The following is a 21970-nucleotide window of genomic DNA, read 5'->3' on the forward strand; positions in this document are numbered from 1 at the left end:
CGGTCAGCTCGCGGACGGCGAGGGCGTCGTCGGCGGGGGGCTGGACGTCCCGCTCGTGGGGCCCGTCGTGGCGGGCGGCGGTGTGGTCGCGGTCGCCGAGGGCGGCGTGGTCGACGGCTTCGACGGGGGCGGCGTGCTGGTGCCTCCGCCGGGCTGAGTGCCCCCGGAGTTGCCGCCGCCACCGCTGCCGCCGGTGCCACCACCACTGCCGCCGCCGTTGCCGCCCGGCGGCGGGCCGGACTGCTGGGCCGGCGGCTGCGACTGTCCCGGTGCGGGCGGCTGCGGCTGCTGCGACTGCTCGGTGGTCCCCGCGCTCTCGCTCGCCCCGCGGCTCGGCTTCTTCGACGCGCTCGGCGAGTGCGACGCGCCGCCGCTCGCCGGCGGCTCCGGGCTGGTCCCGCCCGCCGCCGGACCGCCCCCCGCGTCCGTCCCCGGCGCCCCCGCCCCTGGCGCCCCCGTACCGGTGGCACCGGCGCCGGCGGTCGGGACACCGACGTGCGGCGACGGGAGCGGCCCGCCCTGCCCGCCGTCGGGGTCGTCGAGCCGGGTGTGCGGGTCGTTGCCCGGGTGCTGCTCCGGACCGGTGGCGCTCATCGCCACCGCCGTCCCGAGCGCCCCGAGCGCGAGGACGGCCGCCGACGCGGCGATCACCCGGCGCCTCGTCCCGGAGCGCAGGCTGGACGGCACCTTGGCTATCGCGCGGATGACGGGCCGCCGCACCGGCGCCGGCCCGGGGGACGCCGCGGGCGGCAGCTGCCGCCCGTCGGCGCGCAGCAGGTCCAGCATCCGGCCGGCCGCCGCGACGCCGCGCTGCTCGCCGGCGGCGGACCGCAGGGTGAGCGCCGTCTCCAGCTCGGCCATCGCCCGGGACGGCTCCCGGACGCAGAACGCGTGCACGCCCGCCTCGTGGTGGAACCAGGCCTGGTCGGTGCCGGAGCCCGTCCGGCGGGCCGCCTCCAGCCCCAGCTGCAGGACCCGCTCCCAGGCGCCCCAGCGCAGCGCCAGTGCCAGCGCGGGCGCGGCGGCCCTGGCCAGGCGCACGACGGCGTCGTGCCGACCGGCCGCCCGGTCCGCGACCAGCACGCCGACCACCACCTCCGCCTCGGCCGCGACCTGTTCCAGCGACACCGAGCTGTGCCCGACCCACCAGGCGAAGTGCTGGGCGGCGCCGTCCAGGCAGCCGCGGGCCGGCCAGTGCGGGGCGAGCAGGTCCAGCACCCCGGCGGTCAGCCGGTGGTGCCCGCCGATGGACACCGCCAGCCCGGCGTCGGCGAGTTCGGCGAGGGCGCTCTCGCCCTGGCCGACGTCGATCAGCGCGGGCAGGTGCGGCGCGGTGGGGCACTCGCCGCCGAGCGCGACGGCGAGCCTCAGGACGGCCTGGGCGGGCTCGCTCAGCCCCTCCGCGAGCCGGACGGCGGGTGAGGCGGTCTCGGCGACGGACGGCAGCGGGACGGTGCGGCGCAGCGCGTTCTCGCGGACGGCCGGGTCGGGGTCGTGGACGGGCTCCTCGACCGCGCCGAAGACCCCCATCCGGTCCTCCTCGGCGGCGACCAGCGCGTCCACCGCGACGTCCCGCTGGCGCAGCAGCGCGGCGGCCTGGACGAAGCGCAGCGGCAGTCCCTCGGACTCGAACCAGAGGTCGACCGCCCAGGCCTTCTCCTCGACGTCCAGCGGCCGCCCGGCCTGGCGGGCGGCGAGGGCGAGGCAGGCGGAGCGGGAGAGCCCGGCGACCAGGTGGTCCTGCAAGCGGGAGCCGGGCGACGGCGCCGGGCTCCCGGGGGCGGCGGAGATCAGGAAGGCGCAGCCGGGGGCGAGGGCGAGCAGGTCCTCCAGTTCGGCTCCGGACTGCTCCGCGCCGTCGACGACCACGATCGCGCCGACCTCGGCGAGGTGCACGGCCAGCTGGCCCGGGTCGGGCCGGTAGCCGGGGGCGTGGTGAGTGGCCGCGAAGAGGTCCTGGAGCAGGTCGGCGGCGGTGCGGCGGTGCCCGCAGAGCTGGACGACGCCGCCGGGGGCGAGGTCGGCGGCGGCCTCGGCGACGGCCGACAGCAGCGCGCTGCGACCCGAGCCGGCCTGGCCGACCAGGCGTATCGAGCGGCCCTCGGCGAGCAGGCCGAGGAGTTCGGCGACGTCGGCCTCGCGGTCGAGCAGCGGCAGGTCGGCGGGCCCGGCGCCGAGGGCGAGCGGGCCGACCGCGCGGCCGACGCCGCCGACCGGGCCCCGGGCGGGCTCGCTGCGCTCGATCCGGCGCGGGCGGGGCCGCCACTCCTCGGGGCAGGGCCTGACCTCGGAGCCGTCCGGGGCGCCGACGCCGACCAGCAGGGCGCCGGAGACGAGTTCGCCGCCTCGGGTGCGGGCGGCCTCCTGCCGGAACTCCCCGGTTGGCTGTGCCACGTTCTGCTCCGCATCCTGCTCGGCCGCCGGCGTCCCGCGCCGGCCGGCTGACGTCTCGGTCGCGGCCGCGCGCGGGCTGGGGGCAGCTGGCTGAGGCGGCCGTCATCTGACGGGCAGACTCTTGCACATCCGGGCCCGCCCGCGCAGGGGCGGCCCGGTCGGGGGCCGGGCGACGGCCGATCAGAGCCAGCTCGGAGCCCGGTCGGAGCCGGACGAGGACCGGTCGGGGAGGGGGCGGGGAGCGGGCGGGGAACGAACGAAGGCAGCGGACGAACGAAGGCAGGACCGGACAGGCCCTAGAGGGCGATCCCCTGGGCCTCGGTGACGCCGTCCACGGCCAGGATGCGGTGCAGCTTGGTGGCCACCAGCAGCCGCTGGAGCTGGGCCGGGACGGAGCGCAGCACCAGCCGGCGGCCGATCCGGCCGGCCCGGCGGTGGGTGCCCATGATCACGCCGAGGCCGGTGGCGTCCCAGAACTCCAGCCGGGCGAGGTCGAGCACGAGGTCGCCGAGGCCGCCGTCCACGGCCTGGTGCAGCTGGGCGCGCGCATCGGCGGCGGTGCGCACGTCGAGGCGGCCTTCGATGGCCAGCGCCCTGTGGTCGCCGGTGATGCGCATGCTCTCCTCCTTCGCCTGACCGGTCCGGTACGGGGGTGGTCCGACCCGGCCGTGCCGGGTCCGGGGGGTGGGGGTGTCCATCCGGGCGGGCCGTGGCCCCTCACCCGGGTCCGGTCGCAGCCTCGTCGTGCTGGGCCGGGTCTCCCTCTTCTGACGGCGAACCAGCAGCGCAGGTTGCTGGTTCCGGCCAGATCTGAAGCAACTTCACTCGTCCGAGGGAATATACGCAGTCAGTCTCCACACCTACGCTCGATTACCGCCCAAATCACCCGTCTGCGGCACCTGGCGTGAGGAAACTCACCCGCCCCCGGCCGGGCGGGCCGTACGGTGTTCGGCCGCACGGCCCGCCCGGTCGCCGGGCGTCGTCGTTCACCCGTTCCGGCGGGGGCTCACTTGCCCTCGTACGGGTAGAAGCCGCGGCCGCTCTTGCGGCCGAGATCGCCGGCGGTGACCATGCGCGCCATGATCTCCGGGGCGGCGAACTTCTCGTCCTGGGTCTCGTCGTAGATGTTGCGGGCGGCGTGCAGCAGGATGTCCACGCCGGTCAGGTCGGCGGTCTCCAGCGGGCCCATCGGGTGGCCGAAGCCGAGGCGGCAGGCGGTGTCGATGTCCTCGGCGGTGGCGACGCCCGACTCGTACAGCTTGGCGGCCTCGACGACCAGCGCGGTGATCAGGCGGGTGGTGACGAAGCCGGCCACGTCCCGGTTGACCACCACGACGTCCTTGCCGACGCCCTCGGCGAAGGCGCGGGCGGCGGCCAGGGTCTCGTCGCTGGTCTTGTAGCCGCGGACCAGCTCGACCAGCTTCATCAGCGGCACCGGCGAGAAGAAGTGCACGCCGACGACCGACTCGGGGCGGCGGGTGGCGGCGGCGATCCGGGTGATCGGGATGGCGGAGGTGTTGGAGGCCAGCACCGCGCCGTCCTTGGCGAGCTTGTCGAGCTCCCGGAAGACGCCCTCCTTGACCTCGAACTGCTCGAACACGGCCTCGACCACGATGTCGGCCTCGGCGACGGCGCCCAGGTCGGTGGTGGTGGTGATCCGGCCCAGCGCGGCCTCGGCGTCCTCGGCGCTCAGCCGGCCCTTGGCGACGAACTTCGCGTAGGAGGCGCGGATGCCCGCGAGACCGCGCTGCAGAGCCTCCTCGGTGACGTCCCGCAGCACCACCGGGTGGCCGGCCTGCGCGGACACCTGGGCGATGCCGGCGCCCATCAGGCCGGCACCGATCACGGCGATCTGCTTGCTGGACGCATTGCTCATGGCTGGGTCTCCCGATGCCGTCGCCGCCCTGGGGCGGGCCCTGAAGGCGGCTCAGGGCAGGGGTCACCGCCGGAGAGCCGCGTCGCTCGTTGCCGGGACTCTAATGCCCAATCCGGCCCCGTGGTGTCAATCGGGAGTGTGATCTGCGCCCGACCTGGTCGGGCGACCCAGACCCGCCGTGACCAGCCGATCAGACCGGCCGATCGGCCCATCCGACCGGACCGTCAGACGGTCAGCCCGAGGTCCTGCGCCAGGATCGCCGCCTGCACCCGGTTGCGCAGCCGCAGCTTCGCCAGGATCCGGCTGACGTGCGTCTTGGTGGTCGCCTCCGCCATCTCCAGCCGGGCCGCGATCTCCCCGTTGGACAGCCCGGCCCCGATGCAGGCCAGCACCTCCCGCTCACGCGGGGTCAGTCCGGCCACCGCCTCCCTGGCTTCCGGCCCGACCGCCCGGTCCGGCCGGGCGAAGGCGCCGATCAGCCGCCTGGTCACCGAGGGCGCCAGCATGCCGTCCCCGCGCGCCACCGTCCGGACGCCCTCGACCAGGGTGTCCGCCTCCAGGTCCTTGAGCAGGAACCCGGCCGCGCCGGCCCGCAGCGCGCCGTAGACGTACTCGTCCAGGTCGAAGGTGGTCAGCACGAGCACCTGGCCGGCGCCGGCGGCGACCACCTGCCTGGTCGCCGAGACGCCGTCCAGCCGGGGCATCTGCACGTCCATCAGCACCACGTCGGGCCGCAGCTCCAGCGCCAGCCGGACGGCCTCCTCGCCGTCGGCGGCCTGCCCGACCACCTCGATGTCCGGCTCGGCCCGCAGGATCATCACCAGCGCCGCCCGTACCGCCGCCTGGTCCTCGGCCACCAGCACCCGGATCGTCATGCCCCTGCCCCGCTCTCCCGCCCGCGCGGCAGTACCGCGCGCACGCTCCAGTAGTCGTTCCGCGGCCCCGCCTCGAAGCTGCCGCCGAGCAGCCCGGCCCGCTCCGCCATACCGACCAGCCCGGCCCGGGCGCCGGGCAGTTCGCGGCCCGGTCCGTGCCGGTACGGGCTGTCGACGGCGATCCGCAGTTCCTCGGGGCCGAACTCCAGCCGCACGCTGACCAGTCCGGGCCCGGCGTGCTTGAGCGCGTTGGTCAGCGACTCCTGGACGATCCGGTACGCGGCCAGCCGGACCGGCACCGGGACCTCCCCGCGCTCGCCCCGCTCGGCGAGTTCGAAGTCCAGCCCGACGTCCTGGCCGGCCGCCCGGGCCTTGGCCAGCAGGGCGTCCACGGCGGCCAGGTCGGGCGCCGCGTACGACTCGTCCGCCTCTCCCCCGCCGCTGTCGCGCAACAGTCCGATCATGCGACGCATTTCGGCCAAACCCTGGACGCTGCTCTCCCGGATCACCGCCAGCACCTCCACCAGCGGGTCGTCCCCGGCCAGCCGACGGCGCCGGGCGACGGACTGCGCGCCGGTCGCGTGGATCGCGATCGCCGACAGGTGGTTGGCCACCACGTCGTGCAACTCCCTTGCCATCCTCGCGCGTTCGGCGACGACGGCCTCACGCCGGTCCATCTCCGAGAGCAGCGCGGTCTGTTCGGCCCGCAGCCGCTCGCTCACCGCCCGGTCGCGGTGCTTGCGGACCACGTCCCCGGTCCAGACCGGCGCCAGGTAGATCAGCACGGTGAGCACCACCACCGCCACCGCGTTCGAGGCGTCGCTGTAGATCAGCACCAGGGTGGACAGCACCAGCACCGAGCCCGTGCCGGTCAGGTGCAGGATCCGGGACATCCTCGGGGTGCCGTAGAGCACCGCCGCGTAGAGCAGGTCGGTGTACATCAGGCTGGTCGCCAGCAGGGCGCCGGTGAAGATGCCGTACCCGAAGGCGAGCCCGCCCAGCGTCGTGGTGAGCACCGGCCTGGTCCGGCGGAACAGCTCCAGCACCGCCAGCACCAGCAGCGCCGGCAACACGGCCCAGCGCGAGATCCGCGCGGAGTTGTCGTAGACCCGGAGCGCGATCAGCAGCGCCCCGCCGAGCAGACCGAGCAGGGCGATCCCCCGGTCCTCCTGGCGCGGGGTGAGGGTCGGTCTCAGCACACCTCCATCTCACCACCCCCGGGCGCCGGCCGACTCCGGTCCCCGGAGGAGCCGCCGTACATCGAAAGGTGCAGGCCGGGACGGCACCCGGCGACGACGACGCGGCCACGCCCGCGCGCCAGGCTGGAGGCAACCGCCGACCGCCCGGGAGCACAGCGTGATCGTCACCCTCATCGTCGCGGCCGAGATCTCCTTCTGGATCCTGCTCGGCCTCGGTCTCACCGCCCGCTACCTGCTGCGGTGGCGCCGCACCAGCACCGCCCTGCTGGTCGGCCTGCCGGTGGTGGACCTCACCCTGTACGTGCTCACCGTGCTCGACCTGCGCGGCGGCGCCGCCGCGAGCTGGACGCACGCGCTCGCGGCGAGCTACGCGGGCTTCTCGATCGGGTACGGGCCCTCGCTGGTCCGCTGGGCCGACCGGCACTTCATGTACCGCTTCGCCGGCGGCCCCAAGCCGCCGCGCTCACCCAAGTACGGCCTGGCGCGGTCCCGGTACGAGTGGCAGATCTGCCGCCGCACGGTGGTCTCGGCCGTGATCACGCTGAGCCTGATCACCCTGCTGGTGCCGCTGTCGGGAGGCTCCGCGCACTTCGACACCTTCCTCCAGTGGTACCTCAAGCTGGGCATCGCCGCCGTGGTCAACGTGGTCATCGCCGTCAGCTACACGCTCTGGCCGAAGCAGCCGCCGGCCGGCGAGCAGGACGCGGACGACCCGATCGCCGAGCAGCCCGTCGCCGGCGTCCCGGAGAAGCGGTTCTGAGGGACCGCTAGCGGTTCTCGCCCGGCACCCAGAGCACGTCGCCGCGCTCCTTGTTGGCCGCCCGGGCCAGGATGAACAGCAGGTCGGAGAGCCGGTTGAGGTACTTCGCGGTCAGCGGGTTGACGCTGTCCCCGTACTCCGCGATCGCCGCCCAGGTGGCCCGCTCGGCCCGCCGCACCACCGTGCAGGCCAGGTGCAGGTAGGCCGCGCCGGGCGTACCGCCGGGAAGGATGAAGCTGCGCAGCTTCTCCAACTGCTCCAGGTAGTGGTCGCAGTCCCCCTCCAGCCGGTCGACGTACGACGGCAGCACCCGCAGCGGCGGGTACTTCGGGTCCTCGACCACCGGCGTGGACAGGTCCGCGCCGACGTCGAACAGGTCGTTCTGGATCCGGACGAGCACCGTGACGACGTCCTCGGGCAGCGATCCGGCGGCGACGGCCACGCCGATCGCCGCGTTCGCCTCGTTGGTGTCGGCGTACGCCACCAGGCGGGGATCGGTCTTGGTGGTCCGGCTCATGTCGCCGAGCGCGGTGGTGCCGTCGTCGCCGGTACGGGTGTAGATGCGCGTCAGATTGACCATGCGGCCAGCGTAGCCGGACGGGTTGGGCGGCGTTGACCCCTAGCGGGACCACCCCTCGACGATCGTCGCTACGCGACGTTCACCCTCTGCCCGGGCGGGGCGGCCTCCAGCCAGGCGAGGAAGCCGGTGAGCGCGTCCTCGCTCATCGCCAGCTCCAGCGGCTCCCCGTTGTGCAGGCAGCGCAGCACCACCGAGCCGGAGAGCAGGGCGAGCTCCTCCTGGCCCTCCGGGTAGCGCCGGCCGAGCACCTCGATCTCCCGGCGCGGCAGCACCCTGCGCGGGCGCGGGGCGTACGAGAAGACCCGGAACCACTCGATCGAGTCACCGCTGTAGCGGCCGATACCAAAAACCCACCCCTTGCCGTCGGTCTGGGGGACCGGGGCCGAGGTGGGTTTGCCGTTCTCGTCGAGGTCGGGCTGCGTCGAGGCGTCGGCGGGCATTTTGAGTCGGTAGCTGCAGTCGAACGTGCCGCCGACCCGCTGGATCAGGCGGCGTCGTACCGCGAACGCCACCAGGCCGATCACACCCAGCGCCACGACCGCCGCACACACCACAAGCGCGAGGACCATGCTCACCTACCTCCTCGCTACCCGCGTTCCCCGTATCGGTCGTATCAAGCGACCGCGTTGACCTACCAACTACGACGACAGTCCCGGGGTCACGCTCACGCGTCCCCGGGACCGTCGGTCGACCCCGCTGAACCAGGGTCTCGGCGCACTCAGGCGTGGGCCTTGAGGCCGCGCGCCGCGAACAGGCGGACCTCGGCGCGCCGCTCGGCGTGCTCGTCCAGGCCCGACTTGGCCTGCTCCAGCGCGCGCTCGGCACGGGCGACGTCGATCTCGTCCGCCAGCTCGGCGATCTCCGCGAGCAGAGACAGCTTGTTGTCGGCGAAGGAGATGAAGCCGCCGTGCACCGCGGCGATCACGGTGCCGCCGTCCGTCGTGCGAATGGTGACCGGACCGGTCTCCAGCACACTCAGCACCGGGGTGTGACCCGGCATGATGCCGGTGTCGCCGGAGGCCGTACGGGCGACGACGATGGTGGCCGCACCGGACCACACCTTGCGGTCGGCTGCGACCAGCTCGACGTGCAGCTCAGCCAACGTGGGCTCCTAGGCTCATGCAACCCCCGATTACTCGGGAGTTTCGGTAAGAATAACGGCCGCGCGCCTCCGGCATGAAACCGGCGGCACGGATTTGACCGGAATCACAGCCGATGCGACGCGAGGGGTGGTCCCGGGCTCGGGGCCACCCCTCACGGTCACTCAGCTGCTACCGGCCGCGATTACTTCTTCGCCAGCTCGGCGGCGTTCTTCTCGAGGTCCTCGATGCCACCGCACATGAAGAAGGCCTGCTCCGGGACGGAGTCGTACTTGCCGTCGGCGATCGAGTTGAAGGCCTCGATGGTCTCCGACAGCGGCACGGTCGAACCCTCGACACCGGTGAACTGCTTCGCCACGTAGGTGTTCTGCGAGAGGAAGCGCTCGATGCGACGGGCCCGGTGGACCGTGATCTTGTCCTCCTCCGACAGCTCGTCCATGCCGAGGATGGCGATGATGTCCTGGAGGTCCTTGTACTTCTGCAGGATCCCCTTGATACGGAGGGCCGTGTCGTAGTGGGTCTGCGCGATGTACCGCGGGTCGAGGATGCGGGACGTGGAGTCCAGCGGGTCGACGGCCGGGTAGATGCCCTTCTCCGAGATCGGGCGCGACAGAACGGTCGTCGCGTCCAGGTGGGCGAAGGTGGTGGCCGGGGCCGGGTCGGTCAGGTCGTCCGCGGGGACGTAGATCGCCTGCATCGAGGTGATCGAGTGACCGCGGGTCGAGGTGATGCGCTCCTGGAGGAGGCCCATCTCGTCGGCCAGGTTCGGCTGGTAGCCCACCGCGGAGGGCATGCGGCCGAGCAGGGTCGACACCTCGGAACCGGCCTGGGTGAACCGGAAGATGTTGTCGATGAAGAGGAGCACGTCCTGCTTCTCGACGTCACGGAAGTACTCCGCCATGGTCAGCGCGGAGAGCGCGACGCGCAGACGGGTGCCCGGCGGCTCGTCCATCTGGCCGAAGACCAGCGCGGTCTTGTCCAGAACGCCCGAGTCGACCATCTCGTCGATGAGGTCGTTGCCCTCACGGGTGCGCTCGCCGACGCCGGCGAACACCGACACACCACCGAAGTTCTCGGCGACGCGGTAGATCATCTCCTGGATCAGAACGGTCTTGCCGACACCGGCACCACCGAACAGACCGATCTTGCCACCCTGGACGTACGGGGTGAGGAGGTCGATGACCTTGATACCGGTCTCGAACATCTCGGTCTTGGACTCGAGGTCCTTGAACTCCGGCGCCTTGCGGTGGATCGGCCAGCGGACCTCGACCTGCTGGTCGAACTCCTTCTGGTCCACGTTCAGCACGTCACCGAGGGCGTTGAAGACCTTGCCCTTGGTGATCTGGCCGACGGGCACCGAGATGGCGGCACCGGTGTCGGTGACCTGGGTGCCACGGACCAGACCGTCGGTCGGCTGCATCGAGATGCCGCGGACCATGCCGTCGCCCAGGTGCTGGGCGACCTCGAGGGTCAGGGTCTTCTTGCCCGAGCCGTCGGGGTTGTCCACCTCGACGTGCAGGGCGTTGAACATGTTCGGAATGGCGTCGACGGGGAACTCCACGTCGACGACCGGGCCGATGACCCGCGCGACGCGGCCCGTCGCCGTGGTCGGCTCAACAGTGGTGGTCATTCTCATTCGCTCCCGCGGCTAGCGTCGGCGAGGGCGTTGGCACCGCCGACGATCTCGCTGATTTCCTGGGTGATCTCGGCCTGACGGGCCGAGTTGGCAAGCCGCGTGAGCGACTTGATGAGCTCGCCGGCGTTGTCCGTCGCGCTCTTCATCGCGCGGCGGCGGGCGGCGTGCTCGGAGGCGGCCGACTGCAGCAGCGCGTTGTAGATCCGGCTCTCGACGTACCGCGGCAGCAGCGCGTCGAGGACGCCCTCCGCCGACGGCTCGAAGTCGTACAGCGGGAAGATCTCGGCCTTGGCCGACGTCTGGTCGCTGAGCTGGACCTCGTCCAGCTTCAGCGGCAGCAGTCGGGCGTCCACCGCGTCCTGCGTCAGCATGGACACGAACTCGGTCGAGACCACGTGGAGTTCGTCCACGCCGCCCGTCTCGGCCGTGAAGGCCTCGATCAGCTCGCCCGCGACCGACTTCGCGTCACCGTAGGTCGGCTTGTCCGAGAAGCCCGTCCACGAGTTCCCGACCGCCAGGTCACGGAAGGTGTAGTACGACAGACCCTTCCGACCGACGATGTAGGTCACCACGTCCTTGCCCTCGCCGCGCAGGCGCTCGGTGAGCGCCAGCGCCGCCTTGATGGCGTTGGACGAGTAACCGCCCGCCAGGCCGCGGTCCGCCGTGATCAGCAGGACGGCGGCACGCGTGGCGTTCGGGTTCTCGGTGGTGAGCGGGTGCTTGGCGTTGGACCGGGTGGCCACCGCCGTCACCGCCCGGGTGAGCTCATCGGCGTACGGAGCGGAGGCGGCCACCGCGCGCTGCGCCTTGCCGATGCGCGCCGCGGAGATCATCTCCATCGCCTTGGTGATCTTCTTCGTCGCGGTGACAGAGCGGATCCGGCGCTTGTAGACCCGAAGCTGTGCTCCCATGGGTCGTTACGTCCTTTCCCTCGCTACCGGACTCAGGCCTGCTCGGAGAGCAGCTTGCCGTCGGCGGTCTGGTACCCCTGCTTGAAGGCGTCGATGGCCGTGGTCAGCGCGTCGACGGTGCCCTCGGCGAGCAGACCGGTCTCGACGATGCCCGCGAGCAGGTCCTTGTGCTGGAGGCGCACGTGGTCCAGGAACTCGCGCTCGAAGCGGCGGATCTCGGCGACCGGGACGTCGTCCAGCTTGCCGTTGGTGCCAGCCCAGATGGAGACGACCTGCTCCTCGACCGGGAACGGCTGGTACTGGCCCTGCTTCAGCAGCTCGACCATGCGCGCACCACGCGCCAGCTGGGCCTTGGAGGCCGCGTCCAGGTCGGAACCGAAGCCGGCGAAGGCCTCCAGCTCGCGGTACTGGGCGAGGTCCAGACGCAGACGGCCGGCGACCGAACGCATGGCCTTGATCTGGGCGGAGCCACCGACGCGGGAGACCGAGATACCGACGTTCACGGCCGGGCGGATGCCGGCGTTGAACAGGTCGGACTCCAGGAAGCACTGGCCGTCGGTGATGGAGATGACGTTGGTCGGGATGTACGCCGAGACGTCGTTGGCCTTGGTCTCGATGATCGGCAGACCGGTCATCGAGCCGCCGCCCAGGGCGTCGTTCAGCTTGGCGCAACGCTCCAGCAGGCGGGAGTGCAGGTAGAAGACGTCGCCCGGGTAGGCCTCGCGGCCCGGCGGACGGCGCAGCAGCAGCGACACGGAGCGGTAGGCCTCGGCCTGCTTCGACAGGTCGTCGAAGATGATCAGGACGTGCTTGCCGTCGTACATCCACTCCTGGCCGATGGCCGAACCGGTGTACGGGGCGAGGTACTTGAAGCCGGCCGGGTCGGAGGCGGGAGCAGCCACGATGGTGGTGTACTCCAGCGCGCCGGCCTCCTCCAGGGCGCCGCGGACGGACGCGATGGTGGAGCCCTTCTGGCCCACGGCGACGTAGATGCAGCGGACCTGCTTCTCCGGGTCGCCCGAGCGCCAGTTGTCGCGCTGGTTGATGATCGTGTCGACGGCCACCGCGGTCTTGCCGGTCTGGCGGTCACCGATGATCAGCTGACGCTGGCCACGGCCGATCGGGGTCATCGAGTCGATGGCCTTGATGCCGGTCTGCAGCGGCTGCTTGACCGACTTGCGGGCCATGACGCCGGGGGCCTGCAGCTCCAGGGCGCGGCGGCCGCTGGAGGCGATGTCGCCCAGACCGTCGATCGGGTTGCCCAGCGGGTCCACGACGCGGCCGAGGTAGCCGTCGCCGACCGGAACCGAGAGGACCTCGCCGGTGCGGCGCACGGTCTGGCCCTCTTCGATGCCACCGAACTCGCCGAGGATGACGACACCGATCTCGCGGGTGTCGAGGTTCAGCGCGAGGCCGAGCGTGCCGTCCTCGAACCTCAGCAGCTCGTTCGCCATGACCGAGGGCAGGCCCTCGACATGCGCGATGCCGTCCGCCGCGTCAGTGACCGTGCCGACCTCTTCCACAGAAGCGGCGTCCGGCTGGTACGACTGGACAAAGTCGGCCAGCGCGTCCCGGATCTCCTCCGGACGGATCGTAAGCTCCGCCATCAGGCTTCCCTGCTCTCCTAGTTTGCGATCCTCGGCCCGCCATTGAGGGCCGCAAGTATTCGACTCTCGGCCGGGTCTGCCGAACCGGCCGTCCGATGTGCCGGCCCCTTGGGGAGCCGGTTTCCCGACCGAGGGTCGGATGTACTGCTGCTTCGGTGTGCTCAGCCTTCGAGCGACTGGCGAGCGCCTTCGAGGCGGCTCGACACGGTGCCGTCGATGATCTCGTCGCCGACCTGCACCCGGACACCACCGACGACCTCGGGGTCGACGTCGATGTTCAGGTGGACCTGGCGGCCGTACATCCGGCCCAGAGCACCGGACAGGCGCTCCTTCTGGGTGTCCGACAGCGGCACCGCGGTGGTGACCAGGGCCACCACGCGGTCGCGGCGCGTGGCGGCGAGCTTCGAGTAGGACTCCAGGCCCTGCTCCAGGCTACGGCCACGCGGCGCGTTGACGATGGCCGTGACCAGCCGGACGGTGCCCGCGTGGGCGCGGCCGCCGAGCAGCTTCTTGATCAGCGCGGCCTTCGCGGCGATGCCGGCCTTCGGCTCGGTCAGTGCGGCGCGCAGCTCGTGCGAGCCGCCCACCACCCGGCTGAACCGGAACAGCTCGTCCTCGACGTCGTCCAGGGCGCCTGCCCTGTCCGCCGCGATGACCTCGGCGTACGCGGCCAGCTCCTCGGTCCCGTCCACCAGGTCGCGCGAGCCCGACCAGCGGGAGCGGACCAGGCCGGAGACGAGGTCGACGGTCTCGCCGGAGACCTGACCGGTCAGCAGCGAGGAGACCAGCTGGGCCTTGTCCTGACCGGACCGGGACGGGTCGGTCAGGACACGGCGCAGCGACACCTCACGGTCCAGCACGGCCGTGACGGCGGTGAGCTCCTCGGCGAGCTTGGCCGCGTCCACCGAGGTGGAGTCGGTCAGGCTCTCCAGGTTCTGCCGGCCGGCGGCGAGGGCCTCGCGGCTGGCGCCGATCACTTGGCCGCACCCTGAGCAACGGTGGCCTTGGCCTCCAGCTCGTCCAGGAAGCGGTCGATCACGCCGCTCTGCCGAGCGCTGTCCTCGAGGGACTCGCCCACGATGCGGGAAGCCAGCTGGGAGGCCAGCGAACCCACGTCCTGGCGCAGGACGGCAGTCGCCTGCTTCTTGTCGGCCTCGATCTGCGCGTGACCGGCGGCGACGATGGCCTCGCGCTGACGCTGGCCCTCCTCGCGCATCTCGGTGAGCTGGGCAGCGCCCTGCTCGCGAGCCTGCTCGACGATGCGGGCAGCCTCGTGGCGCGCCTCGGCGAGCTCGGCGCGGTACTGCTCAAGCAGGGCCTGGGCCTCCGCCTGAGCGGCCTCGGCGCGCTCCATGCCGCCCTCGATGGCGTCCCGACGCTCCGACAGCACCTTCTCGATGCTGGGGAGGAGCTTCTTGCCGAGGAGACCGAAGACGATGAAGAAGCAGAGCAGGCCGATGATGATCTCGGGCCACGCGGGGAGGAGAGGGTTCATCTTCTCCTCGGCCGCGAGCGTAACCGCGATGCTCATATCTGGACCTTCCTCGAATGGGTCTGCGGCAGGATTACTTGTTGCCGAAGACGAACGGCATGACGATGCCGATGAGGGCGAGCGCCTCGGTCAGCGCGAAGCCGATGAACATGTTGGAGCGGATCAGGCCGGCAGCCTCGGGCTGACGGGCCATGGCCTGGACACCGTTGCCGAAGATCAGACCGACACCGATGCCGGGGCCGATCGCGGCGAGGCCGTAGCCGATGGAGGCGACGGAACCGTAGACGTTGCCCTCAGCGAGGATGCTCATTGACGTTGTCCTTTGCAGGGGTGGTGAACCGGTGGTGATTGGCCACCGGGCAATCCGGAGAGGTTGGTTCAGGGAGGGCCGAAGCCCCCTGGCTCAGTGCGCCTCTTCGAGGGCACCGGCGATGTAGCTGCTGGCCAGCATCACGAAGATGTAGGCCTGCAGGAACTGGACCAGCAGCTCGAAGGCGGTCAGCGCGACGGCGACGATGAACGAGGCCGAGCCGTAGAGCGCACCCAGGGTCGGGCTGAGCAGGTACCAGGAGGCGATGGAGAACATCACGATCAGCAGGTGGCCGGCGAACATGTTCGCGAAGGCTCGGACCGCGAGCGTGAAGGGGCGCACGAAGATGTTCGAGAAGAACTCGATCGGCACCAGGATGAACATGACCCAGCCGGGGATGCCCGAGGGCCAGCAGAGGTTCTTCAGACCGCCGACGAAGCCGTGCTTCTTGAAGGTCAGCGTCATGTAGGTGATCCACACGACCGCCGCGAGGCCGGCCGGGAACGCGATCGCCGCCGAGACGGGGAACTGCGCGAAGGGGATGATCGACATGATGTTCATCAACCAGATGAAGAAGAACATCGAGACGAGCATCGGGACGTACTTCTCGCCCTTCTTGCCGATCGTCTCCAGCACGATGGAGCGCTTGACGAAGTCGTAGCCGATCTCGCCGACGAGCTGCAGCTTGCCGGGGACCAGGCGCGGCTTGGCGAAGGCGGCCCAGAAGAAGACGACGACCAGCAGCGCAACGATGACCGACAGCAGCATCGGCTTGTTGAACTCGATGCTGCCGATCGAGAAGATCGGCTTGAACTGGAACTCGTTCAGACCCGGGGCCGGGAAGCCGCAGCCAGCGTCCCCGAAGTGGCAACTGCCTGAGGCGAGGAACGTGAGCTGATCAGCACTCACCACGGACTCCTTCGTCGTGACGCATGGTTACGGCAACCTCGGTGTGTCGGCGTGGCCTGCGACCACGGAGCGGCACTGGAACTTGATGGGTTTCTCGCGGATCCCGCGCGCCGGTGCGCCGCACCACAGCGGGATCATCGAAGACTGCGCGGATCCGGGGGGCGATCCGTCCGCTGTTCGGACAGACCTGGCCGCTTCCCGTACTCCGTTGTTGCGACGGACGATAGCAGTCCGTCAGTGCGGCATAAACACCGCCCCCCTCGTTGGGGGGACAGCCAGGGCTCGTCACTGTTGACGCCCCGAGTCGGAGGGCTTGTCGCCCTTGTTTTCGGAGGCGTCGGGGTCGACGTAGAAGGTCTTGGCCTTCAGCGCACCGCGCACCTGGAACCCCGTCCAGACCAGCGCGCAGCCGAGCAGGGTGAAGGCGAAGGTCTGCCGGTTGAACAGCTCGGTGTCCTTGAAGACCGCCAGCACGATGCCGACCAGCAGGATCTGCGTGGTGTACACGAGCAGCGCCGCGGCCATCATGATGTGCGGGTTCGACCTGGTCAGCCGGTCGAGCGCGACCTGGCCGAAGCTGAAGAAGGCCATCACCAGGAGTGCGCCGAAGAGGGCGCCGAGCAGCCCCTTCCCACCGGCGACGGCGAACGAGATCGCCATGGCGATGATCCCGGCGGCCGCAGTGGGAATCGCGGCGCCTCGGAGGATCCGGGCGTCGGTGGACGGCATGTCGGCAGCTCCGGCGGCATGTCGATGTGACGGGGGACGGGGCACAGAAGGTGGTGGGTGACACCGGACCGAGAGGCCGCCGCCCGGGCCGCCCGCTGGAGCGGCGGGCCCGTCGAGGGAGACCGACCAGGGACGGAAGTCCTCCACCTGTCAGGTCTTTCGGCGTGTTCTCGGTACTCGTGAACGGTATCACAAACTATTTGATGAGAGCTTTACCATGAATGTGTGGCACCTGTCACACCGACGGCGCAACGATGCAGCCGAACGGGTGAGGCCATTTGACGGAACATCAACTGCCTTGCTAGCGACGGCCGGTGGCTCGGCCGTGGTCGTCGAGCGCGGAGGCGCCCCGGTCGGCTTCACCAAGAAGTTGCTTGTCCTTTGCCGACAGTTCAGCCATGGGGGCGGGCGGACGGCGCCGGTAGCGCGGCGGGACGAAGGACTGCACCGCCCTCGGCGCGCGCGGCCGGAACTGCGGCGTCAGCAGCACCACCAGGCCGACCAGGCAGAGCCCGGCGAGCGTCAGCACCACCGTGCGGCCGGTGTTGGTGACCGAGAAGGCCACCGTGCCGAAGGCGATCAGCGCGGCCCAGAAGTACATGATCAGCACCGCACGGCTGTGCGAGTGCCCGACCTGGAGCAGCCGGTGGTGCAGGTGGCGCTTGTCCGCGGCGAACGGCGACTGGCCGGCCCAGGTGCGGCGCACCACCGCGAGCAGCAGGTCCGCCAGCGGCAGCGCGATGACCGTCAGCGGCAGCAGCAGCGGGATGTAGATCGGCACCAGGGCGTGCACGGTCGCGGTCTGCGAACCGGTCTCGCTGCTGATCAGGTCCGGGTCGACGCGGCCGGTGATGGAGATCGCGGCCACGGCCAGCATCAGGCCCAGCATCATCGAGCCGGAGTCGCCCATGAAGATCCGCGCGGGGTGCATGTTGTGCGCCAGGAAGCCCAGGCACATGCCGATCAGCAGCACGCTGAACAGCACCGCGGGCGCCGCGTCGGTGATCGTGTAGCCGTACCAGAGCCGGTAGCTGTACAGGAAGAACGCCATCGCGGCGATGCAGACCATGCCGCCCGCCAGGCCGTCCAGGCCGTCGATGAAGTTCACCGCGTTGACCATGACGACGACCAGGGTGACCGAGATGACCATGCCCTGGGTGGGGCTCACCGCGACCGCGCCGACACCGGGCACCGGGAGGGTGATCACCGTGACGCCCTGCCAGACCATCACACCGGCGGCGATCATCTGGCCGCCGAGCTTCACCAGCGCGTCCACGCCCCACTTGTCGTCGAGCACCCCGAGCAGCCACATGATCCCGGCGCCGGACAGCAGCGCGCGGATGTCGGTGCCCTGGGAGAACACCTTGCTCAGGTTGTCCAGCTGGGAGGCGACCAGGATGCCCGCGCACAGCCCGCCGAACATGGCGATCCCGCCGAGCCGCGGCGTCGGCTCGCGGTGCACGTCCCGGGCGCGGACCGGCGGCATGGCGCCCGCCGCGATGGCGAACTTCCGGACCGGGCCGGTCAACAGGTAGGTGACGGCGGCGGTGCAGAACAGCACCAGCAGATACTCACGCACCACCGGCCTCCTGCGTCACTGTCCAACGGGGAGGTACCGAAGGTACTCCCCTGCGTTCCCGGGGTTCGAGGTGCGTCGCCACGCCCACACCTTATTGAGTCGGACGCTCAAGGCGTGCATCGCGGTTCGCTCTCCCGGGTAGGAGATCCGAATATCCGTCGACGACGCTCTCGTCACCGCCGGTCGGCGAAGGACAGGGCCAGCTCCCGGACCCGGTTCGCCACCCGCGCGCCCGTGCCCCCGGCGAGCACCTGAGCGATCAGCCCGGCGAGCTCGGCGAGCTCCGCCTCGCCCATCCCCTGGCTGGTCACCGTGCCGGTGCCCAGCCTGATCCCGGAGGCCTCGGCGGCCGGCGCCGGGTCGTAGGGCAGCGCGCACTTGCCGAGCAGCAGTCCGGCCGCGGCGCAGCGCCGCTCGGCCTCCGCTCCGGTGACGCCCAGCGGGCTCACGTCCGCCGTCACCAGGTGGGTGTCGGTGCCGCCGGTCAGCGGGCGCATCCCGGCCGCCGCGAGCCCTGCCGCCAGCACCCGCGCCCCGTCCACCGCCCGCTGCGCGTAAGCCCGGTAGCCGGGCGTCGACGCCTCGGCGAGCGCCACCGCCTTGCCGGCCACCTCGTTCATCGCCGCCCCGCCCTGGCTGAACGGGAACACCGCCCGGTCGATCCGCTCGGCCAGCTCCGCGGTGGACAGCAGCAGGCCCCCGCGCGGGCCGCGCAGCAGCTTGTGGGTGGCCGCCACGGTGACGTCCGCGTACGGCACCGGGGAGGGCGCCACCCCGGCCGCGACCAGGCCGGCGGTCTGGGCGACCGAGGCGATCAGGTAGGCGTCCACCTCGTCGGCGATCTCCCGGAAGGCGGCCCAGTCCGGGTGCCGGGGGTGCGAGATCGAGCCCGCCACGATCGCCTTCGGGCGGTGCTCGCGGGCCAGGTCGCGCACCTGGTCGAGGTCGATCAGGCCGTCGGCCTCGCGCACCCCGTACCCGGTGAAGTCGAACCAGCGGCCGGAGAAGTTCGCCCGCGACCCGCAGCTGAGGTGGCCGCCGTGCTCCAGCGACATCGCCAGCACCCCGTCGCCGGGCCGCAGCAGCGCCGCGTACGCCGCCAGCATCGCCGAAGTCGCCGACCGGGGCTGGACGTTGGCGTGCGGGGCGGCGAACAGCCCACGGGCCCGGTCGATCGCCAGCAGCTCGGCGGCGTCCGCGAGGGCGCAGCCGGTGTGGTGCCGGCGGCCCGGGTAGCCCTCGGCGTACTTGTCGATCAGCGGCCCGGCCAGCGCCGCCAGGACGGCCGGGGAGGTCAGGTTCTCCCCCGCCAGCAGCTGGACCGTCTCGGCCCGCCGCTCGGCCTCGGCCGCCAGCAGGTCGGCCACCTGCGGATCGGCCCGGTGCAGTGCCTCGGAGGCCCACGGGCGCCCTCTGGTCGCGGTCGGGCCGGTCGGGGCGTCGGTGACGGTCATGGCGGGGCTCCGGGGCGGCGTGGGGGCGCCTCCCGGCGTGGGGGCCGGGAAGGATGGGTTCCTCCAGCGTAGGACCGGCCGGGCCGGGCGGCTCGTCGGCGCGGGGCCATTCGGCGCTCGGCCGCCGCGGGCCGTCCCCGGGCCGCCGGGGGGCCTCCGGGCCGCTCGCGGCGCGGGCGGTCAGCGCAGCGCGGGCACGCCGGTGAGCGCGGTGACCACCGGGTCGACCGCGTGGAATATCTCCTCGCCGCAGTTGCGGAACATGCCGATCGGGGCCCCGTACGGGTCGTCCAGTTCGTCGGACTCCGGGGTGGCGGCGAGCAGCCAGCCGCGCAGCGCGGCGGCCGCCCGGACCAGGGCGCGGGCGCGCTCGGTGACGTCGGCGCCGCGGCGCGGGTCGGGCAGGGTGCCCGGGTCTATCGTCCGCACCAGGCGGGTGAACTCCTTCAGGGTGAAGGTGCGCAGCCCCGCCTCGTGGCCCATCGAGATGACCTGGGCGCGGTGGTCCAGGGTCGCGGTGAGCACCAGGTCGGCCTCGACCACGTGCTCGTCCAGCAGCTCGCGGCCGGTGAAGCCGCCGCTGTCGGCGCCGTACTCGTCCAGGACGGTCACGGCGTGGTCCTCCATCGGCGCGCCCACGTGGCCCCAGGTGCCGGCGCTCTCCACCAGGATCCGGCCCGCCACCCGGGGGCTGAGCCGGGTGTCCAGCTCACGCCGGGTGAGCCGCTCGGCGATCGGCGAGCGGCAGATGTTGCCGGTGCAGACGAACAGGATCCGGAAGTGGTCCAGCGGCCTGGGGCCCACGCTCAGGTACGGCGCTATGCCGGGCCCGGCATGGAGCGAGGCGATGGGCGTCAACTGCCGGCCTCCAGGTCGGGGACGACCTCCCTCAGCTGCTCGACGCTGATCGCGCCCGCCCGCAGCAGGACCGGGACCTTGCCCGTGACGTCGACGATGGACGAGGCGGTCGCGTGGTCCGCCTGTCCGCCGTCCAGGTAGACCGAGATGGCGTCGCCGAGCTGCGCCTGCGCCGCGTCGCAGGTGGCCGGGGACGGGCCGCCGGTCTTGTTGGCGCTGGAGACGGCGAGCGGGCCGGTGGCGTTCAGCAGCTCGATGGCGACCGGGTGCAGCGGCATCCGGACGGCGACGGTGCCGCGGGTCTCGCCGAGGTCCCAGCGCAGCGAGGGCTGGTGCTTGGCGACCAGGGTGAGCCCGCCCGGCCAGAACGCGTCGACCAGCTCCCAGGCCTGCTCGGAGAAGTCGGTGACCAGGCCGTGCAGGGTGGTCGGCGAGCCGACCAGCACGGGCGAGGGCATGTTGCGGCCGCGGCCCTTGGCGGCCAGCAGGTCGCCGACGGCCTCCGGCGAGAAGGCGTCCGCACCGACCCCGTACAGGGTGTCGGTGGGCAGCACGACGAGTTCGCCCCGGCGAATGGCCGAGGCGGCCTCGCGCAGGCCGGTGGCGCGGTCCCCGGCGTCGGCACAGTCGTAACGGCGGCTCATCGGTGCGGTCCCCTTCCGAAATGGCTCATCACAGCGTTCACAGCACGGTCTTCACGGCGCGGCCGGGCGAGCGGCGCTGCCGCGGCCCGGCCGGTCACGACGACGCCCCTCGGGTGGGCGTACGGCACTCGACCGCTCACAACGACGCCCTGCGGGCGGTCGTGCTGTGCTCGATCGTTCACAACGACGCCCTGCGGGCGGTCGTGAAGCGCGGTCGGTTGTTCAGGTCGCGGTGGTCGGCGGTGTCCGTCCAGCCGCGTTCCTCGTTGAAGATCCACGGGACCTGCCCGCCCTGCTGGTCGGCGTGCTCGATCACCACCGCGCCGCCGGGGCGCAGCAGCCGGGCGGCCACCCGCTCGATGCCGCGGATGGTGTCCAGGCCGTCCTCGCCGGAGAACAGCGACATCTGCGGGTCGTGGTCGCGGGCCTCCGGGGCGACGTACTCCCACTCGGTGAGCGGGATGTACGGCGGGTTGGAGATCACCAGGTCGAAGCGGCCGTCCCAGGAGCGGTCGTCGGCGAAGGCCCGGGTGGCGTCACCGGCGTGCAGGGTGACCCGGGCGCGGTCGGGGCTGGCCTCGATGTTGCGCCGGGTGTACTGCAGCGCGCCCTCGTCGAGTTCGAAGGCGTGCACGGTCGAGCGCGGCAGCTCCTGGGCCAGGGCGAGCGCGATGGCGCCGGAGCCGGAGCACAGGTCGACGACCAGCGGCTCGGCCACGTCCATGTCGCGGACGGCGTCTATGGCCCACTCGACGACCGTCTCGGTCTCCGGCCGGGGCACGAACACCCCGGGGCCGACCTCCAGTTCGAGGTAGCGGAAGAACGCCCGCCCGGTGATGTGCTGGAGCGGTTCGCGCGCCTCGCGGCGGGAGACGGCCTCCCAGTAGCGGGCGTCGAAGTCGGCGTCCTTCACCGAGTGCAGCTGGCTGCGCTTGACGTTGTGGACGTAGGCGGCGAGTTCCTCCGCGTCGAAGCGCGGCGACGGCACGCCGGCCGCGGCCAACCGCTGGGTGGCCTGGGCCACCTCGGCGAGCAGCAGGTTCATCCGTACGACCTC

22 protein-coding genes are annotated in these 21970 nt (G+C 71.9%); 1 reads left to right on the forward strand and 21 read right to left on the reverse strand.

All coding sequences use genetic code 11. From position 1 onward, the window contains the following. Window positions 1-3: 3 nt before the first annotated feature. The 5 genes from ABT015_RS15710 to ABT015_RS15730 all read right to left on the reverse strand — a co-directional run bounded on the left by ABT015_RS15710 (window position 4) and on the right by ABT015_RS15730 (window position 6344). Window positions 4-2394 carry an ATP-binding protein gene (locus tag ABT015_RS15710; protein ID WP_350879589.1) on the reverse strand — a complete coding sequence of 797 codons (2391 nt, stop codon included), beginning with the start codon at window positions 2392-2394 and terminating at the stop codon, window positions 4-6. A 296-nt stretch (window positions 2395-2690) separates the two neighbouring features. After that, window positions 2691-3011 (reverse strand): STAS domain-containing protein, encoded by a 321-nt coding sequence (locus tag ABT015_RS15715; RefSeq protein WP_350879590.1) that lies wholly within the window; start codon window positions 3009-3011, stop codon window positions 2691-2693. 389 nt (window positions 3012-3400) lie between these two features. Beyond that, window positions 3401-4270 carry a 3-hydroxyacyl-CoA dehydrogenase family protein gene (locus ABT015_RS15720; RefSeq protein WP_350879591.1) on the reverse strand — a complete coding sequence of 290 codons (870 nt, stop codon included), beginning with the start codon at window positions 4268-4270 and terminating at the stop codon, window positions 3401-3403. A 224-nt stretch (window positions 4271-4494) separates the two neighbouring features. Further along, window positions 4495-5145, reverse strand: coding sequence for a response regulator (locus ABT015_RS15725; protein ID WP_350879592.1), 651 nt, complete (start codon window positions 5143-5145; stop codon window positions 4495-4497). Then, on the reverse strand, window positions 5142-6344 hold the full coding sequence (locus tag ABT015_RS15730; protein ID WP_350879593.1) for a sensor histidine kinase: 1203 nt from the start codon (window positions 6342-6344) through the stop codon (window positions 5142-5144). The genes ABT015_RS15725 and ABT015_RS15730 overlap by 4 nt, the downstream gene beginning before the upstream one ends. 157 nt (window positions 6345-6501) lie before the next feature. On the opposite strand from ABT015_RS15730, the gene ABT015_RS15735 reads away from it, so the two are divergent. Next, window positions 6502-7104, forward strand: a complete 603-nt coding sequence (locus ABT015_RS15735; RefSeq protein WP_350879594.1) for a hypothetical protein — start codon at window positions 6502-6504, stop codon at window positions 7102-7104. A 7-nt stretch (window positions 7105-7111) separates the two neighbouring features. Here ABT015_RS15735 and ABT015_RS15740 read toward each other — a convergent pair whose 3' ends face one another. The 16 genes from ABT015_RS15740 to prmC form a co-directional block, all read right to left on the reverse strand. Continuing rightward, window positions 7112-7684 (reverse strand): cob(I)yrinic acid a,c-diamide adenosyltransferase, encoded by a 573-nt coding sequence (locus tag ABT015_RS15740; RefSeq protein WP_350879595.1) that lies wholly within the window; start codon window positions 7682-7684, stop codon window positions 7112-7114. A gap of 68 nt (window positions 7685-7752) precedes the next feature. After that, entirely contained in the window at window positions 7753-8253 is a 501-nt protein-coding gene (locus ABT015_RS15745; protein ID WP_063347798.1) for a DUF2550 domain-containing protein, read from the reverse strand. A 149-nt stretch (window positions 8254-8402) separates the two neighbouring features. Then, window positions 8403-8786: a F0F1 ATP synthase subunit epsilon gene (locus ABT015_RS15750; RefSeq protein WP_350879596.1), complete on the reverse strand. Its 384-nt coding sequence runs from the start codon at window positions 8784-8786 to the stop codon at window positions 8403-8405. A gap of 182 nt (window positions 8787-8968) precedes the next feature. Then, window positions 8969-10414: a F0F1 ATP synthase subunit beta gene (gene atpD / locus ABT015_RS15755; protein ID WP_350879597.1), complete on the reverse strand. Its 1446-nt coding sequence runs from the start codon at window positions 10412-10414 to the stop codon at window positions 8969-8971. Window positions 10415-10416: 2 nt separating this feature from the next. Next, a complete protein-coding gene (locus ABT015_RS15760; RefSeq protein WP_350879598.1) occupies window positions 10417-11331 on the reverse strand; it encodes a F0F1 ATP synthase subunit gamma in 915 nt (304 codons plus the stop codon). A 32-nt stretch (window positions 11332-11363) separates the two neighbouring features. Then, window positions 11364-12938 carry a F0F1 ATP synthase subunit alpha gene (atpA, locus tag ABT015_RS15765; protein ID WP_350879599.1) on the reverse strand — a complete coding sequence of 525 codons (1575 nt, stop codon included), beginning with the start codon at window positions 12936-12938 and terminating at the stop codon, window positions 11364-11366. Between the two features lie 161 nt (window positions 12939-13099). Beyond that, complete coding sequence (locus ABT015_RS15770; protein ID WP_350879600.1) at window positions 13100-13915, reverse strand: F0F1 ATP synthase subunit delta; 816 nt, start codon at window positions 13913-13915, stop codon at window positions 13100-13102. After that, entirely contained in the window at window positions 13912-14469 is a 558-nt protein-coding gene (locus ABT015_RS15775; protein WP_350879601.1) for a F0F1 ATP synthase subunit B, read from the reverse strand. The genes ABT015_RS15770 and ABT015_RS15775 overlap by 4 nt, the downstream gene beginning before the upstream one ends. A gap of 34 nt (window positions 14470-14503) precedes the next feature. Then, on the reverse strand, window positions 14504-14740 hold the full coding sequence (gene atpE / locus ABT015_RS15780) for an ATP synthase F0 subunit C (RefSeq protein WP_350879602.1): 237 nt from the start codon (window positions 14738-14740) through the stop codon (window positions 14504-14506). Window positions 14741-14833: 93 nt separating this feature from the next. Then, entirely contained in the window at window positions 14834-15649 is an 816-nt protein-coding gene (gene atpB, locus ABT015_RS15785) for a F0F1 ATP synthase subunit A (RefSeq protein WP_350879603.1), read from the reverse strand. A 285-nt stretch (window positions 15650-15934) separates the two neighbouring features. Continuing rightward, a complete protein-coding gene (locus ABT015_RS15790; RefSeq protein ID WP_350879604.1) occupies window positions 15935-16378 on the reverse strand; it encodes a Cg1360 family ATP-synthase-associated protein in 444 nt (147 codons plus the stop codon). Window positions 16379-16679: 301 nt separating this feature from the next. Further along, window positions 16680-17957, reverse strand: coding sequence for an MraY family glycosyltransferase (locus tag ABT015_RS15795; protein WP_350879605.1), 1278 nt, complete (start codon window positions 17955-17957; stop codon window positions 16680-16682). Window positions 17958-18130: 173 nt separating this feature from the next. Then, complete coding sequence (glyA, locus tag ABT015_RS15800; protein ID WP_350879606.1) at window positions 18131-19411, reverse strand: serine hydroxymethyltransferase; 1281 nt, start codon at window positions 19409-19411, stop codon at window positions 18131-18133. 180 nt (window positions 19412-19591) lie between these two features. Next, complete coding sequence (locus ABT015_RS15805; RefSeq protein WP_063351136.1) at window positions 19592-20233, reverse strand: arsenate reductase/protein-tyrosine-phosphatase family protein; 642 nt, start codon at window positions 20231-20233, stop codon at window positions 19592-19594. Window positions 20234-20265: 32 nt separating this feature from the next. Beyond that, the gene (locus ABT015_RS15810; RefSeq protein ID WP_350879607.1) at window positions 20266-20913 is read right to left on the reverse strand and encodes an L-threonylcarbamoyladenylate synthase; all 648 of its coding nucleotides are present in this window, start codon (window positions 20911-20913) and stop codon (window positions 20266-20268) included. Window positions 20914-21091: 178 nt separating this feature from the next. Beyond that, window positions 21092-21958 (reverse strand): peptide chain release factor N(5)-glutamine methyltransferase, encoded by an 867-nt coding sequence (gene prmC, locus ABT015_RS15815; RefSeq protein WP_063347810.1) that lies wholly within the window; start codon window positions 21956-21958, stop codon window positions 21092-21094. Between the last annotated feature and the right edge of the window lie 12 nt (window positions 21959-21970).

It is taken from the genome of Kitasatospora sp. NPDC094016 (assembly GCF_040304045.1).
Lineage (GTDB): Bacteria > Actinomycetota > Actinomycetes > Streptomycetales > Streptomycetaceae > Kitasatospora.

Excerpts from the sequence above, each read along its gene's own strand:
- ABT015_RS15740 (WP_350879595.1), bottom strand. The coding sequence starts at position 7,684 with ATGGTCAATCTGACGCGCATCTACACCCGTACCGGCGACGACGGCACC.
- ABT015_RS15745 (WP_063347798.1), bottom strand. The coding sequence starts at position 8,253 with ATGGTCCTCGCGCTTGTGGTGTGTGCGGCGGTCGTGGCGCTGGGTGTG.
- ABT015_RS15760 (WP_350879598.1), bottom strand. The coding sequence starts at position 11,331 with ATGGGAGCACAGCTTCGGGTCTACAAGCGCCGGATCCGCTCTGTCACC.
- atpD (WP_350879597.1), bottom strand. The coding sequence starts at position 10,414 with ATGACCACCACTGTTGAGCCGACCACGGCGACGGGCCGCGTCGCGCGG.
- ABT015_RS15810 (WP_350879607.1), bottom strand. The coding sequence starts at position 20,913 with ATGAGCCGCCGTTACGACTGTGCCGACGCCGGGGACCGCGCCACCGGC.
- ABT015_RS15725 (WP_350879592.1), bottom strand. The coding sequence starts at position 5,145 with ATGACGATCCGGGTGCTGGTGGCCGAGGACCAGGCGGCGGTACGGGCG.
- prmC (WP_063347810.1), bottom strand. The coding sequence starts at position 21,958 with ATGAACCTGCTGCTCGCCGAGGTGGCCCAGGCCACCCAGCGGTTGGCC.
- ABT015_RS15775 (WP_350879601.1), bottom strand. The coding sequence starts at position 14,469 with ATGAGCATCGCGGTTACGCTCGCGGCCGAGGAGAAGATGAACCCTCTC.
- atpA (WP_350879599.1), bottom strand. The coding sequence starts at position 12,938 with ATGGCGGAGCTTACGATCCGTCCGGAGGAGATCCGGGACGCGCTGGCC.
- ABT015_RS15720 (WP_350879591.1), bottom strand. The coding sequence starts at position 4,270 with ATGAGCAATGCGTCCAGCAAGCAGATCGCCGTGATCGGTGCCGGCCTG.
- atpE (WP_350879602.1), bottom strand. The coding sequence starts at position 14,740 with ATGAGCATCCTCGCTGAGGGCAACGTCTACGGTTCCGTCGCCTCCATC.
- glyA (WP_350879606.1), bottom strand. The coding sequence starts at position 19,411 with ATGACCGTCACCGACGCCCCGACCGGCCCGACCGCGACCAGAGGGCGC.
- ABT015_RS15790 (WP_350879604.1), bottom strand. The coding sequence starts at position 16,378 with ATGCCGTCCACCGACGCCCGGATCCTCCGAGGCGCCGCGATTCCCACT.
- ABT015_RS15715 (WP_350879590.1), bottom strand. The coding sequence starts at position 3,011 with ATGCGCATCACCGGCGACCACAGGGCGCTGGCCATCGAAGGCCGCCTC.